Annotated in this window: 14 protein-coding genes; 2 read left to right on the top strand and 12 right to left on the bottom strand. The window is 39.6% G+C overall.

The window, feature by feature from the left end; all coding sequences use genetic code 11:
- Positions 1-15: 15 nt before the first annotated feature.
- Positions 16-1,341 carry a metalloprotease PmbA gene (gene pmbA, locus CW745_RS07680; RefSeq protein WP_101108065.1) on the bottom strand — a complete coding sequence of 442 codons (1,326 nt, stop codon included), beginning with the start codon at positions 1,339-1,341 and terminating at the stop codon, positions 16-18.
- Positions 1,342-1,436: 95 nt separating this feature from the next.
- Between pmbA and yjgA the strand changes: the two genes are divergently transcribed.
- Positions 1,437-1,943, top strand: coding sequence for a ribosome biogenesis factor YjgA (gene yjgA / locus CW745_RS07685; protein ID WP_101108066.1), 507 nt, complete (start codon positions 1,437-1,439; stop codon positions 1,941-1,943).
- 94 nt (positions 1,944-2,037) lie between these two features.
- Positions 2,038-3,285 carry a methyl-accepting chemotaxis protein gene (locus CW745_RS07690; RefSeq protein WP_101108067.1) on the top strand — a complete coding sequence of 416 codons (1,248 nt, stop codon included), beginning with the start codon at positions 2,038-2,040 and terminating at the stop codon, positions 3,283-3,285.
- 93 nt (positions 3,286-3,378) lie between these two features.
- Here CW745_RS07690 and CW745_RS07695 read toward each other — a convergent pair whose 3' ends face one another.
- The 11 genes from CW745_RS07695 to CW745_RS07745 form a co-directional block, all read right to left on the bottom strand.
- A complete protein-coding gene (locus CW745_RS07695; RefSeq protein ID WP_101108068.1) occupies positions 3,379-3,549 on the bottom strand; it encodes a DUF1508 domain-containing protein in 171 nt (56 codons plus the stop codon).
- 137 nt (positions 3,550-3,686) lie between these two features.
- Entirely contained in the window at positions 3,687-5,132 is a 1,446-nt protein-coding gene (gene tldD, locus CW745_RS07700) for a metalloprotease TldD (RefSeq protein WP_101108069.1), read from the bottom strand.
- A 10-nt stretch (positions 5,133-5,142) separates the two neighbouring features.
- Entirely contained in the window at positions 5,143-5,979 is an 837-nt protein-coding gene (locus CW745_RS07705) for a carbon-nitrogen hydrolase family protein (protein ID WP_101108070.1), read from the bottom strand.
- The gene (locus CW745_RS07710; protein WP_101108071.1) at positions 5,969-9,892 is read right to left on the bottom strand and encodes a YhdP family protein; all 3,924 of its coding nucleotides are present in this window, start codon (positions 9,890-9,892) and stop codon (positions 5,969-5,971) included. The genes CW745_RS07705 and CW745_RS07710 overlap by 11 nt, the downstream gene beginning before the upstream one ends.
- 40 nt (positions 9,893-9,932) lie before the next feature.
- Complete coding sequence (rng, locus tag CW745_RS07715) at positions 9,933-11,405, bottom strand: ribonuclease G (protein WP_101108072.1); 1,473 nt, start codon at positions 11,403-11,405, stop codon at positions 9,933-9,935.
- The gene (locus CW745_RS07720) at positions 11,395-11,994 is read right to left on the bottom strand and encodes a Maf family protein (RefSeq protein ID WP_101108073.1); all 600 of its coding nucleotides are present in this window, start codon (positions 11,992-11,994) and stop codon (positions 11,395-11,397) included. Before CW745_RS07720 ends, rng begins: the two co-directional genes overlap by 11 nt.
- Position 11,995: 1 nt before the next feature.
- Positions 11,996-12,478 (bottom strand): rod shape-determining protein MreD, encoded by a 483-nt coding sequence (mreD, locus tag CW745_RS07725; protein ID WP_101108074.1) that lies wholly within the window; start codon positions 12,476-12,478, stop codon positions 11,996-11,998.
- Complete coding sequence (mreC, locus tag CW745_RS07730) at positions 12,462-13,340, bottom strand: rod shape-determining protein MreC (protein ID WP_101108075.1); 879 nt, start codon at positions 13,338-13,340, stop codon at positions 12,462-12,464. The genes mreD and mreC overlap by 17 nt, the downstream gene beginning before the upstream one ends.
- Positions 13,341-13,377: 37 nt before the next feature.
- Positions 13,378-14,421: a rod shape-determining protein gene (locus CW745_RS07735; protein ID WP_101108076.1), complete on the bottom strand. Its 1,044-nt coding sequence runs from the start codon at positions 14,419-14,421 to the stop codon at positions 13,378-13,380.
- 390 nt (positions 14,422-14,811) lie between these two features.
- Complete coding sequence (locus CW745_RS07740; RefSeq protein WP_101108077.1) at positions 14,812-16,179, bottom strand: TrkH family potassium uptake protein; 1,368 nt, start codon at positions 16,177-16,179, stop codon at positions 14,812-14,814.
- Positions 16,176-16,838, bottom strand: a complete 663-nt coding sequence (locus tag CW745_RS07745) for a TrkA family potassium uptake protein (protein WP_101108078.1) — start codon at positions 16,836-16,838, stop codon at positions 16,176-16,178. Before CW745_RS07745 ends, CW745_RS07740 begins: the two co-directional genes overlap by 4 nt.
- Positions 16,839-16,869 lie beyond the last annotated feature (31 nt).

Consider the following 16,869-nt stretch of genomic DNA (forward strand, 5'->3'; position numbering starts at 1 on the left):
TATCAAGCTTGAATATTAAGCACCTGCAATTTTCATTTGATTAATTAAAATAGATCCTGTTTTTAGACTACTGCGCGGGTCAATATCTGAACCAACCGCTTCAATACCCATAAACATCTCTTTTAAATTACCTGCAATGGTAACTTCGTGCACTGGGTAAGCGATGACACCATTTTCGATCCAAAAGCCAGCTGCACCTCTTGAATAATCTCCAGTTACCATGTTAACTCCTTGGCCCATTAACTCCGTAACAAAAAAGCCTGTCCCCATCTCTTTAAATAATCCAGCTAAGTCCAAACCATTCGATTTCACAAACCAATTATGAATGCCCCCTGTATGCCCCGTACTTTGCATTTTTAATTTACGTGCAGCATAACCGGTTAACAGATAAGTTTGTAATACCCCTTGTTCAACAATACTTCTATCGATGGTTCTTCCCCCTTCTTGATCATAAGGTGAGCTAGCAACCCCTTTGATCACATGTGGTTTTTCTAATATTTGCATCCACTCAGGAAAAATTTGTGTCTGTAAACTGTCGAGCAAAAATGTCGATTTTTTATATAAACTGGTACCACTAATTGCACTTACTAAATGACCGAATAAGCCAGTTGCAACTTCTGGGGCAAACAGCACTGGTGCTTGTTGCGTTGCAATCTTTGTTGCGCCAAGACGTGAAACTGTCCGCTTTACCGCTTCATCGGCAACCCATTTCGCGCTAAATAAATCCTGCATATCACGAGCGCTGGTATAGCTATAATCGCGTTGCATCTCGTCACCCTGTTGCGCAATCAATACACAGCTTAAACTGTGTCGGCTACTTGCATAGCTATGCAGAAAACCATTGCTATTACCGTAAACACGTAAGCTTGAATGACTATTAACCGCCGCCCCATCGGAGTTGACAATTCGTTTATCACTATTCAAAGCAATCTCTTCACACTGTTTCGCTAAATCAAGCAGTTGATCTGTATCGCCATTGCTTGGATGATATAAGTCTAAATCCTGTGGTTCAGTCTCTAATAAATCTTTATCTAGTAAGCCAGAAAATTTGTCTTGGCTAGTATATTTAGCAATATCAACGGCGGCTTTTACTGTCGAAGCTATCGCTTCAGGGCTTAAATCAGAAGTAGACGCGCTACCTTTACATTGGTCGATATAGACACTGATGCCCATGGCTCCATCGAGATTAAACTCCACATTTTCAACTTCACCTAAACGCGTATTCACAGCACTACCAGATGTTTTCCCGAGGGCAACCTCAGCTTGATCAACACCCAATTTATTAGCAATTATTAAGGCTTCATTGACCGCATTTTCGAGTTGTTGTTTTTGTTCAATCATAATCAAATACCAGTATCATAAATTAAATTTAGAAACGGCAAGAATAACACGTATACTTCAATTAATTCCCCTTTAATCTGTAACGACAAAACATTATGAATAAAAAAGTAGAAGTAATCGAAGAAGAAGAGATCAGCAAATCACAAATCAAACGTGAAGCTGATGCATTAAAACTCATTGGCCGTGAATTAGTAGGTTTGAATAAAAAACAGCTTACACAGATACCAGGAAGTGAGCTTTTATTTCATGCGATTTCTGTGGCACACAAAATCATGGATAAAAATGAAGCCTTGCGTCGCCAAATTCAATATATTGGTAAAGTATTACGTAATGAAGATTGCGATGCTATTCGCACCGCAATCGATAAACTTAATAATAAGCATCAACAACTAACTCACGCGACACAGCGATTAGAGAAGCTGTGTGATGAGTTAATTGATCAGGGCGACAATAAAATCAATGAACTACTGGCAGAGCACGATTCACTAGAGCGACAAAAATTACGCCAATTAGTACGCCAAGCCAATAAAGAGAAAAAAGAAGAGAAACCGGCTAAAGCAGCTAAAGAACTGTTTAATTATCTCAAACCAAGCTGTTTATGATCTGCCTCATAAATATCCCTCCCCTATAGCGTTTTTATCATATATAAAAAAAGTAACCTATAATTTGATAATCTCATCAAATTAGTAGGTTACTATGCTTAAGAAGTCACTCATATTCATTCTTTTTCCTTCACTTTTTTTATTATTGGGACACCTTGTTAATCACCTTCTACTCGGGGATCTTTTCTGGGTAACATTAACAGTTGATATTATCGTAATAGTTATTGCATTGATGATTTTTTTCACTGCCATTAAACCTGCTTTACAAAGCTGTAATGAATATATCGAGCACTATAATAGTGAGAGTGAGGCTATCAACTTACACTTTAGGTTTAATGCCGATAAAAACACTCTTTTTTCTCCTTTTCTGAAACAAATAAATGCTCAACATCAAAAAATAGAAAGCTTACTTGAAGGGGTATATAGCTCATCAGCGCGTTTAGTCCCCATGTCACAGGACCTTAAAGATACCTATAGCTCAATGATTCAAAAGGCAATGATGCAAGCAACACATGGCCACCAATTAAGTAACGCAATACATGAGATGGCCACAGCAACCGATGAGTTAGACAGTGAAATAGCGGTTATTTTTTCAGAGGTCCAAGAAACAGCAAACATCGTGACAGATGCAAAACAGGGGACAGCAAGCACCGCGAGTAGTTTGAATCAGCTAAGCGAGCATATTGAAGATGCATCAAAACATATTGACCAGTTAAAAACTGACAGTGAACAAATTAATGCAATTACTGATGTCATCAGCGCAATAGCAGCACAAACCAACCTTCTCGCTTTAAATGCAGCCATTGAAGCAGCAAGAGCAGGCGAACATGGCCGAGGTTTCGCTGTTGTTGCCGATGAAGTAAGAACACTGGCAGAACGAACCACTAACTCTACCAAAGAGGTACGTGATCTCGTCACTCAAATTCAAAATAGTACCGGTGATGCTTTTCAAGTCATGCAAGTAGGCAGAGAATCTGCGCAAAGTACATTAGAGCTATCTCAGCAAGCTAACACTCAATTAGATCAAATTAACCACTCTATTGAAGCTATTAATCAAAAATCAGAGCAGGCACACGATGCGATTAGTAGACAACAGTCTATCTCTACTAATGCACAAAAATCAGTTAATGCAATGGTAGAGCTCAATAATGGTGCACTAGAAAACTCTCAGATACAGTCAGTAAGTTCAGATGACATGTCTAAATTAGCAGAAACATTAAAAGTAAAACTAGACCAATTCTCCTTAAAAAATGCAAATTGGGAAACAAAAATACGTACAGAATTGAGAAATGCGAGTGACGGAGTGGAAGCGAGCCAAGGCGATGATATCGAATTGTTTTAGTATAGAGCCTAAAAAGACGTTGTATTTCTGATATCCAAACGGGCATAAAATATGCCCTTTTGGTATCTAACTTATTAAAGCGACCGCATGGACTCAAAGTCGCGGAGAATCATCCTGCATCCCCTGCTCTTTAGCATCTTTGATACACTCAGCTTCCGTTTCAAAACTTTGGCTTGAAGCGCCTAACATTTGCCCATTTTTCGCTGTTTTATACCAACACCATTTATTTCTTGAATCCGTGTATATTTTCCACTTATCTGTCATCTCTAACTCCTAATTAATGAACGGTTAAATTAATAGTTACAGAGTAAGCATAGTTCAAAAAAATAATTAGTTAATCCCAAGACAAGATAATAAACGCCCAATAATTATCCATAAAGTATACCTATAACGAGTAGCGCTTAATTCGTTCCACCAACCGTTAATTGATCAACTTTCACAGAAGGCTGTCCAACACCAACAGGGATACTTTGCCCCTCTTTACCGCACACACCAACGCCAGGATCTAGTTTCATATTATTAGCGACCATTGAAATTTGCTGCATTGCATCAAAACCATTACCAATTAATGTAGCCCCTTTAATAGGTGCAGTGACTTTACCATTCTCAATTAAATACGCTTCAGAGGCAGAGAACACAAACTTACCTGAGGTAATATCAACTTGTCCACCACCAAAATTAGGCGCATAGATACCATTTTTAATACTACTAATAAGCTCCTCATGTTCATATTCTCCATTTAACATAAATGTATTAGTCATACGCGGTAATGGTAGGTGAGCATAAGACTCTCGACGACCATTGCCCGTAGGATCAACACCCATTAAACGCGCATTCAATTTGTCTTGCATGTAACCTTTTAAAATACCATTTTCAATTAACACATTACGCTGACCAGGGGTGCCCTCGTCATCAACATTAATTGAGCCACGACGGTCAGCAATGCTTCCATCATCAATGATAGTGCAATGTTTTGAAGCGACTTGCTCGCCTATTTTTCCGCTGTAAGCAGATGAGCCCTTACGATTAAAATCGCCCTCTAAGCCATGGCCAACGGCCTCATGTAATAGTACTCCAGGCCAACCAGCACCAATAATAACCGGCATCGTACCCGCTGGAGCATCAATCGCATCAATATTAATCAGCGCTTGTCGCACCGCAGCACGTGCATAGGAAAAGGCCTTTACCTCCCCTTCTTGGGTATCGGTAAAATAGTCAAGATTAAAACGCCCACCACCACCGGCACTTCCATGTTCACGCTTACCATTTTTTTCGATCAATACTGAGCAGCTAAAACGCACTAATGGACGAATATCTGTTGCAAGCGTGCCATCACTCGCTGCGACTAAAATCTCTTCATAAACTGCATTTAGCGAAACAGTCACTTCACAAACACTTGAATCTAACGCACGGGTGAACTGATCAACCTCTTTAAGAAGAGTAATTTTTTTATCTTGGGGTAAGCTATTGAGTGGATCGGTGTCACTATAAAAGCGGTTAATATCCTCTGGAAGAATTAATTTAACCTCTTTTTGTTGGCCACTTTTGACGATACTACGCGCTGCACTGGCGGCATCTGTCAACGCTTTTGATGATATTTGATCAGCATATGCAAAGCCGGTTTTTTCCCCCGAAATGGCACGAATCCCTACCCCTTTGTCAATGTTATAACTACCATCTTTTACTATGCCATCTTCTAATACCCATGATTCATGACGACTAGACTGAAAATAAAAATCTGCATAATCGATATTAGGGGTACAAATTCGCCCAATTTGTGACTGTAGATCTTCAATGGATAATTGTGCTGGTGCTAAAAAGCGCTCACAAACTTGTTCAAAAGACATATTCTTTCCTTTATTTTAAAACGCTAATAAAGCGATTATGGGCGGTAATTGGCATACTCGAGCGTACTTCTTTAATAACACGGTGAGAAAATGGTGCGCTGACAAATCCGGGGTTCATTTCAAGCTTTTCAAGTATATCCCCCCAAGGAGAGATTATCATAGAGTGACCATAAGTATGGCGCTTTCCTGCATGAATACCACCTTGATTAGCGGCCACGACATAACACTGGTTTTCTATGGCACGCGCTTGTAATAGGGGTTGCCAGTGCGCTTTGCCAGTAATCTGTGTAAAAGCGGCAGGCAATAGCAATATTTCTGATCCAGCCTCTCTTAAGGCTTGAAAAAGGCTAGGGAAACGTAAGTCATAGCAGATAGCAAGACCAACTTTAAAGCAACCATCATCGGTTACCCAGTCAAAAGTTTGTAGCTTTTTGCCAGGCGTAAAAGTATCGGACTCTTTATAAGCTCCTTGCTCATCGCTCACCAGCGCATCAAACAGGTGAATTTTATGATAATGGCTAATTAGCAAACCAGCCGGCGAAAAGACCAGTGTAGTTGTAAAAATTTTATCTTTTTGCTCGCTTTTAACCGGAAAGCTCCCACAAACTAAATAGCATTGATACTTAATCGCTAATTGCGCTAGCTGGGTTTGATAAGTTCCGTCTCCTAAATCTTCCGACAACTTTAAATATTGATGTTTATCGGCGAAACAAATTGCATTTTCCGGTAATAACACAAGATCATTTGATTGTGGGTTTAGCTGACTTAACAGCTGGTCAATCACTTGCAAGTTAGAGATAGGATCACTTTCACTGACTAATTGTAATGCGACGATCTTACAACTCACTTGGATTCCCCTTTAATGCCTGATGTTGCTCTGTCATTTCTTGTAATACTTCACTGTTTTCAAGTTTAATTTTTCCTCTTTTTCTGGTCACTAATTTTACATCAGGAGAGGAAAGATCACCTTTCACGCTAAAATCAACTCGAATAATGGTATCAACGACAGGCTCAAGTAGTTTAGTGATCATTAACAATGCAGCTCCTGTCAACGGATTGATAGCAAAGGCTGCTAATACTGGCAAGCTAGAGGTGACGGCAGGGCTGTAACTAAAATTATAATTGGTTTCATAGTTAGGTAAGTCAATAAGACCTTTGCCGATTATTTTACCAGCAGAGCCTGCCAAATAGAAATCGTCATTACTCACCACGCCATCATTAATATTGCCGGAAAATGTTAACTCGTCAAAACTAAAACCTTTAGCAAAAACGTTATCGAACTCGAGATTAAGTGAGCGACGTATACCATCTAAACTAAAGACACTTAGAAAGCGTGTACCTTTATCACTTACCTCCGTAATCGCACCGTCGGCTAAACCTGCAGAGAAAGCACCATTTAATGTATCAAAGTTAGCTTGCCAAGGCCCCCCCACCCAATTAACAGCGCCACTCAATTGCATTTTTTGGTGGTAAACAGGGCTGGTGTACCCCATTCTTCTTATAATATCATTGTCTTTATTGCCTTCGCTGTCGAAGATAATATTCGTTAAGCGTTGATCCCAAACGCCTGAAATATTTGTGAACTCAGTTTCGTCACCAATTTTAATGTAATCAATATTTAAGCGTTTTTTAGTTGGATATATATGCGCATTCAACGGTGAAAGATCAAAATCTTTATAAATACAACGTTCACACTCAACAAATAACTCTGGATAATCAAGTAATAAATTACTGCTTAGTGCTTTTAACTTACCTGAGTTTCGTCGCTTTGAGTCTTTTAACAAACTTAAATCTAAAGATTGAAAGTTCATTTTTTGCGCTTTGAGATCAATACGAATTGGAATGCCTGGTCGATACTCTACATCGGTTTGTAATACATCGGAATTGATCGATGCGCCCCATTTATCGTTAGTTTTGATTGCATTCGCACGAAAAAGCGCAAAAGGTTGTTCGAATAGTTCTAGGTGCTTGATGTCTACATTGACCGCCTCTATGTCAAGTAACGATTGCTCATTAATCGATGTATCTTCAATAACTTCATCAATTATCGAACCTTCAAACTCTTGATTATCAATGCGCCATTTATCATACCAAGCCGTAAGTCCTAAATGCTCTAAGTTAATATTAATAACCTGCTTGTTTTTATCAAGGTCAGTGGTGGCTTTCTGACCGACATCCAAACTAAAATAAGGAATGCTTTGTATTCCATATTGGTAGTTCAGTTGTCCCTCAAAGCTCAATTTATCAGCAACAGAAGCTTTCATTAAACTATGACTGTCGTTACCAGTTATTTTTACTACAGTCGGCCATGATTGCAAAGTATGTTTATAAAAAGGCGCAGGAAGTTTAGTTCTTATTCCTTGTGTCTCAGATTCGAGTTCCAGCTGATAGTTGTATCCACCTGAATAAAGGTGTGTAAAGTTAACATCGCCAGACCAATCTAAATGACCAGAGAGTGTTAATGGAGCTAATAGCGTATGATACTGGCTTAACCGTGCTAGCTTCCAAATCCCCCTTAACTGCGCATCTAAAACATAACGATCGTTTTTTTCTTCCGTGTTAAAATCAACCTCAACAGGCTGTTCAAATAGCGATGCTTGCAACTCACTAGCGATGAGGTTGCCGTTAATAAAGTCAAAGCTACCAGTTAATTTTTTTAAAGGCATAACAAGATTATCAGCTAAATGAATATCAAGTTGATTATCCACCAAGCGCACAGTTCCTTCACTTTGTGTTTGTTGTTTTTCACGGTTAAAGGGGACGGTTAATATAATATTGCCCGATAAAGGTTGAGATACCTCTAGCACCGATAGGGCCTTACCAACACTCTCTTTTAATGGTGATGCTTTAAGATAATCACTTATGTTTTTGGCATCTTCAGCGATATCCGCTTTAATCGTTAATATGCCATCGGGATTAAGGTGATCGACCTTAGCACTTAGCTTATCAACTTCCACTTCACCTAAGGAGGCCCGTTTAGCATCCATTAGTAGGTAATCATTCTCAAACAGTAAATCTAAATCTAAATCTGTTAATCCTTGCCATTCCCCATAGAAATCATATTGCGCATCGCGCAGTGGGACAAATGCTTGAAATATACCGTTATTTTCAAGGTATGGATAATGATTAAAAGCGCCATACCAAAGGATTTTAGCCCCCTCCACATGCCCTTTTTTAAGCGTAGGCTCTAGATACTCAAACACACTTTCACCCATCGCTTTTACCGGGAAGTAATATTGTGCTTTACTGGCATCATTGAGTGAAGCATAGGTATATAAGCTTAAAAATGTACTTTGATTTTGAGCATTTTCGTTAGCTAATAGTAGCGAGAAATCAGTGCTTGTTTGGAGCTCATCAGTATTTAACAACGCCCCTTTACTGAAGAGTTTCAAGCCGTTATTGGTCTGCTGCCATTGCAGGTCAATATCAGCAGACTGCACTGGCATATTACGGCTAAATTGACCATCGAAAGTAATCTGTTGTTGTGCAAGTTTAATCGTTGCGTATCCACTGTCGATACCACCATTAATTGCAATAGTCGCATTATTAATGCCAGGTATAGCGCCAACAGGGCGATTATTAAAGTCACTCATATTCACGCTAAATTGAACGTTGTTTTGTTCATCCAATATAACACCAACTTGATCAAGATTAGCATCAAGGTTAAATTTTCGTAGTTGGGTTATTTGCTCTTTCGTAAGTTCAGAGTGTAAAAGGTAAAAGGGGCTAATATCTTGTATCGTTAATCCATTAATATTAATTTTTAGGTGTTTATCATCGCCCTTGCCACTGAGCGTTAGAGGGTGCCAGGGTTTATTGTCACGAAGCATTGCCAAATTATAACTATCTAATAACCAGCCATTGTTGCTGTTTGTTAGTTGTAATTCTCCAGAAGAGATTCCCCAATGATAATTGCGTTTAAGTTGAGACCAAGAAAAAGCCGTTTTTTTAAAGATAACTTGAACGCTATCAATTTTGTGCTCAGTAAATTTAGCCCATGCATCAAAGCCCAGCACCGCTTTGGTAACACGTGCATTACTATTAACTTGCTCGACCAAATATTCTGTAATATCAAGATCGTCAGCTTTTAAATAGAGGTTACCCGATAAAGGTTGATTGTCATTTTCTGGAAATAGGTCGACCACAAATTTAAGGCTATTGGTTCCAAGTTTGTCAGGAAAACTAGCCTCGCCAATGCCTTGATGATCGTCTCCGTCATTCAGCCAGCGTAGCTGATTTATAACGATCAATTTTTGATGACCAAACTCGTCAACATAACGAACTTTACTATTTTTGACCGACACTTTTTTTAACTGCGACAGAAAAATATCTTTCAATTTATTGATCGTTATTTGTGATTTTTCTGAGGGGGCCTGATCAGAGCCTTTATTGAGTGTTAGCTCTGCACCTTGTAAAGAGATTCTATTAAAATTTAATTTTCTTTCTACAACAGAGTCCCAAAAGTCTAAATGTAAAAATAGGTGCTCAAACTTTAAAACAAAGGGTAACTCTTCAGAGTCAAGTAATTCAACATTATTCAAGGTCAAGATCATGCCCGAGAAGTCTATTCCTGCTGAAATATCCTGAACAGCTATATCAACTTCGTATTCACCCGTTACCCACTCGATCGCCTGCTGTTTATAATCTTCGACACTGATAAATAAAATACGCGCAGAAGTAAGCAATACAGCAACAATAACCAGTTTGATGGCGAATAAAATATAAATTCGTTTTAACCATTTAAAGGTAAAATGTTTCAATTAAAGGCCCACTTTTTATCACTATACAAAAGAATTAGCCTCACATCATCACTACGTCAAACTGCTCAGGCCCATATAATGGTTCAGCGTTTATTTTCACCTGTTTCGACATAAATAAAATTAATTCACCTAAGCTGTGTGACTCATCGCCCTGCAAGGCTTCAGCGACTGCCGGGGAGGTATAAACAACAAAATAATCCGCATCATAGGCGCGATTAACACGCAACACTTCACGTAATACTTCGTAACACACCGTCTCAACCGTTTTTACATAACCACGGCCATTACACTGTGAACATTCATCACAGAAGATATGCTCAAGGCTCTCCTGCGTGCGTTTTCGAGTCATTTCAATTAAGCCCAGTGGCGAGAAATCATTGATATGGGTTTTAACGCGATCTTTTGCTAATGCTTGTTCTAAACTGGTAAATACGCGACGCTTATGTTCGCTCGATTTCATGTCGATAAAATCAAGAATAATAATACCGCCCAAGTTACGAAGACGAAGTTGTCGTGCTATCGCTTGTGTTGCTTCGATATTAGTATTAAAAATCGTCTCTTCTAAGTTACGATGCCCAACAAAGCCGCCGGTATTGATATCAACCGTGGTCATCGCTTCTGTTTGGTCAATAATTAAATAACCGCCCGATTTCAATTCCACCTTGCGCTCAAGCGCACGCTGTACTTCATTTTCAACATCAAATAGGTCAAAGATAGGGCTAGCACCCTCATAGTATTCAATATTATTCTCAAGTTCAGGCACGAACTCTTGAGTAAACTCTTTGATTTCATTAAAGGTAATTTTAGAATCGATGCGCACTCTATCGATTTTTGTTCCCACAAAGTCACGTAATATACGAAATGGCAGGACTAAATCACGGTACAACAATTTATTCTTAGATTTATAACGCGCTTTACGCACAAGTACTTTTGCCCATACTCGCTGCAAAAAAGCAGCATCGTGTTGCAGTTCTTCTTCTGGCGCGCCTTCTGCGGCGGTGCGGATAATAAAACCGCCAAGTTCATTAACACAGGATTGGGTAATTTTTTTTAGACGGTTACGCTCTTTTTCACTTTCAATACGCTGTGATACGCCAACATGAACACTGCCCGGCATAAAGACCAAATAACGAGAAGGGACGGTAATATCAGTGGTCAGGCGTGCACCTTTAGTCCCTAAAGGATCTTTCACCACTTGAACAATAATATCTTGGCCTTGTCGAACAAGCTCTGAAATGTCAGCGACTTTAAACTGTGCTTTCTCATTCTGGGCAACACACTCAGTGTGTAAAACAATATCAGAAGCATGTAAAAAAGCGGCTTTATCTAAACCTATATCCACAAATGCAGCTTGCATTCCCGGTAATACTCGACAAACTTTACCTTTATAAACATTACCGACAATGCCTTTAGAGGCTAAACGTTCAATATGCAACTCTTGTAGAATGCCACCTTCAATCAACGCAACACGTGATTCGGTAGGTGTGATATTCATTAATAATTCAACCGACATAGCGCGATTCCTCTAAAAATTCTTTGATTAACATATCTGTTTCATAAAGCGGTAACCCAACTACTGCAGTGTAACTGCCATTTATATGAGTGACAAAACGCCCACCGATGCCTTGAATACCATAACCAGCAGCTTTATCAATAGGCTCACCAGTTTGCCAATAATCACTTATCTGCTGCAGGGTAAGAGGCTTAAAAGTCACATCAGTCTTAACTAAACACGCTTTAGTGAATCTCTCATTGACTAATGCAACAGCAGTAAAGACTTGATGTGTTCGTCCAGACAGCAAATTCATCATTTGCTCTGCATGGGTTTTATCACGTGGTTTTTCTAATATCTGTTCATCAATGACAACAATCGTATCAGCACCTAATACCGGCTTGTCTTTAGCGCTATTGAGGAAACCAGCTTGCGCCTTTTGTCGTGCTAAACGGGTCACATATTGCTCAGCCGCCTCATCGGGTTGTAACACCTCCTCAACCTCTGCTTTAACACGTTCAAATGTGACGCCAATTTGTGTTAAAAGTTCCGCGCGACGGGGAGAGTTTGAAGAAAGGTAGATCTGCGTTTCTGTACTAACTGTGCGCATATTAGGTAACCTTAAAACGTTTGCGCAAAAAACGCATGAAAAAGAAGAACCAAGGCCAGATTAACATCGAGGTAAATATCGACCAAAAATAGTGTTTATGTAAAATGATCTCTTGCAAACTAGAAGCCATCCAATACAGCCCGAGTTTAGACAATAAAACAAAGAAACCGACCAACAGAGTTGTTTGTACCATAGTGAAATAACGAATGCGTTGATAACTAACACTGACGATATAAGCGAGTAAGGAAAAGACTAAAGTGTGCATGCCGAGTGTCGAACCGAGTAATACATCCAATATTAGGCCTAATAAAAATGCATGTAAGATACTGACACGATGAGGCAGAGCAAGAACCCAATAAAAGATGATTAACACCATCCAATCAGGCCTAAAGGCATTTAAATAGATAGGTAATGGATATATCGCGCCTAATAAGCCAAGTAAAAAAGTGCAATAGATAACACGATAACTACTCAGCAGTGACATCTTCACTCTCCAGGTCTAGCGCTGGCTCTGCGTCACTATATTGATGATCGTTCCACAATAATAACAGATATCGACTTCTGTCTAACAACGCCACAGGGGTAGCGGTTACTTCAGCGTATAAAGCCCCCTCTTGGTAGTTAAAGTGACTAATTTTAGCAACAGGATAACCCGCTGGAAAACGCCCACCTAAGCCAGAGGTAACTAAGAGGTCCCCCTCTTTAAGATCCGCATTACTTTGTACAAAGGGAACATTGAGTTTATTCCATGCACCACTGCCATGTAAAATAGCGGCAATATCGTTACGTTGCACTCTAACCGGAATACCGTGGCTTGCATCCACAATCAATAATACGCGGCTCGTGGTTGTTCCAACCTGTGAAACTTGCCCAACCACACCTTGTTCATTGATTACCGGCTGTCCAACATAGACGCCATCTGATGCACCTTTATCTATCAATAGTTGATGTGAAAAGGGATCTGAGCGTAAACTCATCACTTCGGTAATCATACGTTTATTGGTATAACTACGTTGTGAATTAAGTAATTCACGTAACTGTTTATTCTCATTTTCTAGTTGCGTCAGTAATAACCGATCAGCTTTGAGATAGAGGTTTTCTTTCTCCAGCTCAAGGTTACGGTCTTTAAGCGCCTGTCGCGTTAGCAAGTTTTCAGAAATAGCACTAGATAACTTTTGTGGCGCATCAGCAATATACTGAATTGGGCTCACCAAAGAGTTAAGGTAAATACGTGCAGAAGCAAATAAATTGAGCTGGCTATCAGCTAAAAACAGAATAAGCGAAAAGGCTATCACAATGGATAGCCTTAATAGAAATGAGGGACCGCTAAGAAAGATAGGTTTCATTATAAATCATTAATTTTCAAAATGAGTTGAGTAAAGATTAGTCAGCGTTAAACAGATCACCACCATGGGTATCTATCATCTCAAGCGCCATACCGCCTCCTCGTGCAACACAAGTTAATGGATCGTCAGCAACAATCACAGGAATACCAGATTCTTCAGATAACAGTCTATCTAGCTCGCATAATAATGCGCCACCACCTGTTAATACCATCCCCTGCTCTGCAATATCAGCAGCAAGCTCTGGTGGCGTTTTCTCAAGTGCCAACATTACCGCAGAAACAATGCCACTTAATGGCTCTTGTAACGCTTCTAGAATCTCGTTGCTATTTAAGGTAAAGCTACGTGGTACACCTTCAGCAACATTCACGCCACGCACTTCAATCTCTTTAACTTCATTGATTGGGTAAGCAATTGCAATGCTCTTCTTGATACGCTCCGCAGTGATTTCACCTATCGTACAGCCATAGTTACGACGCACATAGTTGATAATCGCTTCATCAAACTTATCACCACCAATACGTACCGATGCAGAATAAACGACGCCGTTTAATGAGATAACAGCAACTTCAGTCGTACCACCACCGATATCAACAACCATTGAACCTTTTGCTTCAGATACTGGCATGCCAGCACCGATCGCAGCAGCCATCGGCTCATCAATTAGAAATACATCACGTGCACCTGCACCCTGTGCAGATTCTCGAATAGCACGACGCTCAACTTGCGTAGAACCACAAGGGACACAAACTAAAACACGCGGGCTTGGACGTAACACACTGTTGTTATGCACTTGCTTAATAAAGTGCTGTAACATCTTTTCAGTAATGTAGAAATCAGCAATCACCCCATCTTTCATTGGACGAATCGCTTGTATATTACCAGGCGTTTTACCTAACATCTGCTTGGCCGCATGCCCTACAGCAGCAACACTTTTACCCGCACCATTTTTATCTAGACGAATAGCAACAACAGAAGGTTCATCAAGAACGATACCTTGATCTTTTACATAAATAAGAGTGTTTGCAGTTCCTAAGTCGATCGACAGATCGTTAGAGAACATTCCTCGAAGCATTTTAAACATGAATTCTATCCAACAGGGCTAAAAGATTATATAAGCATGCACTCTACCAACCCTCTTATATTTCATCAAGAAAAGAAAGTGAATAGCGTAGGTTATCAACAACTTTATTAGCAACTTTTTCAATATCTGTTTATAAAACAGGCAAAGTGCAATGATTCCTTTTTCTATAACGTATCTCCTCTCCATTGTCAGTCTTTATTGTTTATACTATTGCACATAATATTGGAATCAGAGCTGGTTAAAGAAAGATGCAGGAATGCTGCGTAGTTGTCTATTAGGTTAATCAACAAGATAGTTGAGATACTTAATACTGATGAGTATTAAAATGCGCAGGCAATTTCAATACTCGTCGCGTAGCTCGCTTTCAAGAAATGATGTTAACTGTTTTCGTTATCCAGCAAACACATGGCCATCAGGGTATTTTAACAGTGTTGGTTTAGGGCGGGCTAACATATAGGCCAGCGTAAGTGGTCCAATTCGACCAATAATCATTACCACTACCATAATGACTTTCCCCGCATCCGATAACTCTGCTGTTAAGCCCGCTGTTAAACCGACGGTGGCAAAAGCAGAAATGGTTTCAAACATCACTATATGAAAGGAAGCATTTTCAGTTATCATCAATAAAAACATAGCATTAATGAGTACAAAGAAGCTGACCACAATAATCGCTAAACATTTTGTCACCGTACTCCACGGCACAGTGCGTTTTAATATAACTACTTTATTACGTTGCCTTAAGAAGGCCCACGTTGCAACCATCGCCACGACAAATGTTGAGACTTTAATGCCTCCACCAGTGGAAGTTGAGCCCGCACCAATTAACATCAACACCATCATTACCAATAATGCAGGGTAAGTAAATTGGCTTAAATCAATACTATTAAAACCTGCTGTACGTGCACTTGCTGATTGAAAAAATGCAGCTAACCATTGGTCGAGCGTGCTCAACGTAGCAAGAGTATTAGGGTTATTTGATTCTAAAAGCCAAAAAAGTAAAGTGCCAAACGCTAATAAGCAAGGGGTAGCTAATAACATAATTTTGGTGTGAAGTTGTAAGTGTTTAAAACCACGAAAAAAATTGCCATGCAGATCAGAAATAACCGTAAAACCTAAGCCTCCAAAAATAAATAATCCAGCAATGGTAAAGTTGACAAGAGGATCGCCAACATAACTCATCATGCTGTCTGAAAATAGTGAAAAGCCTGCATTATTGAATGCAGAAACAGCATGAAAAAGCGCACTAAACAATCCTTCAGACCAACCCAATTGAGGAACAAAGCGCACCGCTAACAAAATCATTCCACATAATTCGGCAATACAAGAAAACACGAGAATATGTTTTACTAACTTCCTTAAATTTACTGATTTCCCCTGCCCTAACTCCTCTTTAGTCAAAGACTGCTGTCGCAAGCTAAGACGCAAACCAAACATATACAATAAAATAGCTGAAAGCGTCATCTGGCCTAACCCGCCAATTTGCATCAGTATCATTAATAATACTTTTCCCGTAAAAGTAAAATGCTCGCCAGTATCAACTACGCCTAGTCCAGTCACGCTTATTGCAGAGGTAGCGGTAAATAAAGCATCAATAAAACTGAGACCTGATACAGAAAAAATAGGCAAGGTGAGTAATAGCGCCCCAGGTAACAGGATAGCCAAAAAGCTAAACAGGATGACGCGTGGCTCTGACCAACGTTTTTTACCATTTTCTTTTTTTACATGTAGCACGGCACTTTGTTTGGAAAAAGAGATCATAGCTTTCTAAACTGCTCAAGAATACTCGCTTCTAATCCGGCCACAATTAAAATGTCTCCAATTTCAAGTTTACCGTTCAAATCAGGATGGCTGTTTAATTTCGGACCTCTTTTATGCGCAAGGATGGTGGTATCTTCACTTTGACAGCAAGGGTGTTGCTGAATCATTTCGCCAAAGTGTTTACTGCCCACCACCACTTCAGCAATTGCTAAGCCACTGCCTAAAGGAAGGTAATCAAAGATTCGCTTATCAAGCATATTACGTGCAATACGCACTCCCATATCACGCTCAGGGCTGATAATCTTATCCGCACCAATTTTCTTTAATATTTTTGCATGATACTTATCTTTGGCCTTAACCCATACTGCTTTTACCCCAGACTCTTTTAATACTAAGGTGGTAAAAATACTGGTATTCACATCATCACCAATAGCAACCATAACGATATCGTAATCGTTTAGTTTTAACTCAAGCAGAGTATCTTCATCGCTACAATCAGCAACAATTGCTTGGCTAACAAACTCAGCAGCTTTTTTTACATGAGTCTCAATCACATCAACAGCAAGCACCTGTGCCCCCTGCGCAGACAACTCTTGACATATCGCCATACCAAAACGGCCAAGTCCGATCACCGCAAATTGTTTATTATTAAGTTTCATAGCAGCTCTTTACGTAAAGTTCACAACATCA

The sequence above is a fragment of the Psychromonas sp. psych-6C06 genome (genome assembly GCF_002835465.1).
Lineage (GTDB): Bacteria > Pseudomonadota > Gammaproteobacteria > Enterobacterales > Psychromonadaceae > Psychromonas.

Coding starts and splice junctions, on each gene's coding strand:
- yjgA (WP_101108066.1), top strand. CDS start 1,437: ATGAATAAAAAAGTAGAAGTAATCGAAGAAGAAGAGATCAGCAAATCA.
- rng (WP_101108072.1), bottom strand. CDS start 11,405: ATGTCGGTTGAATTATTAATGAATATCACACCTACCGAATCACGTGTT.
- mreD (WP_101108074.1), bottom strand. CDS start 12,478: ATGTCACTGCTGAGTAGTTATCGTGTTATCTATTGCACTTTTTTACTT.
- mreC (WP_101108075.1), bottom strand. CDS start 13,340: ATGAAACCTATCTTTCTTAGCGGTCCCTCATTTCTATTAAGGCTATCC.
- CW745_RS07720 (WP_101108073.1), bottom strand. CDS start 11,994: ATGCGCACAGTTAGTACAGAAACGCAGATCTACCTTTCTTCAAACTCT.
- tldD (WP_101108069.1), bottom strand. CDS start 5,132: ATGTCTTTTGAACAAGTTTGTGAGCGCTTTTTAGCACCAGCACAATTA.
- pmbA (WP_101108065.1), bottom strand. CDS start 1,341: ATGATTGAACAAAAACAACAACTCGAAAATGCGGTCAATGAAGCCTTA.
- CW745_RS07695 (WP_101108068.1), bottom strand. CDS start 3,549: ATGACAGATAAGTGGAAAATATACACGGATTCAAGAAATAAATGGTGT.
- CW745_RS07740 (WP_101108077.1), bottom strand. CDS start 16,179: ATGATCTCTTTTTCCAAACAAAGTGCCGTGCTACATGTAAAAAAAGAA.
- CW745_RS07745 (WP_101108078.1), bottom strand. CDS start 16,838: ATGAAACTTAATAATAAACAATTTGCGGTGATCGGACTTGGCCGTTTT.
- CW745_RS07735 (WP_101108076.1), bottom strand. CDS start 14,421: ATGTTTAAAATGCTTCGAGGAATGTTCTCTAACGATCTGTCGATCGAC.
- CW745_RS07690 (WP_101108067.1), top strand. CDS start 2,038: ATGCTTAAGAAGTCACTCATATTCATTCTTTTTCCTTCACTTTTTTTA.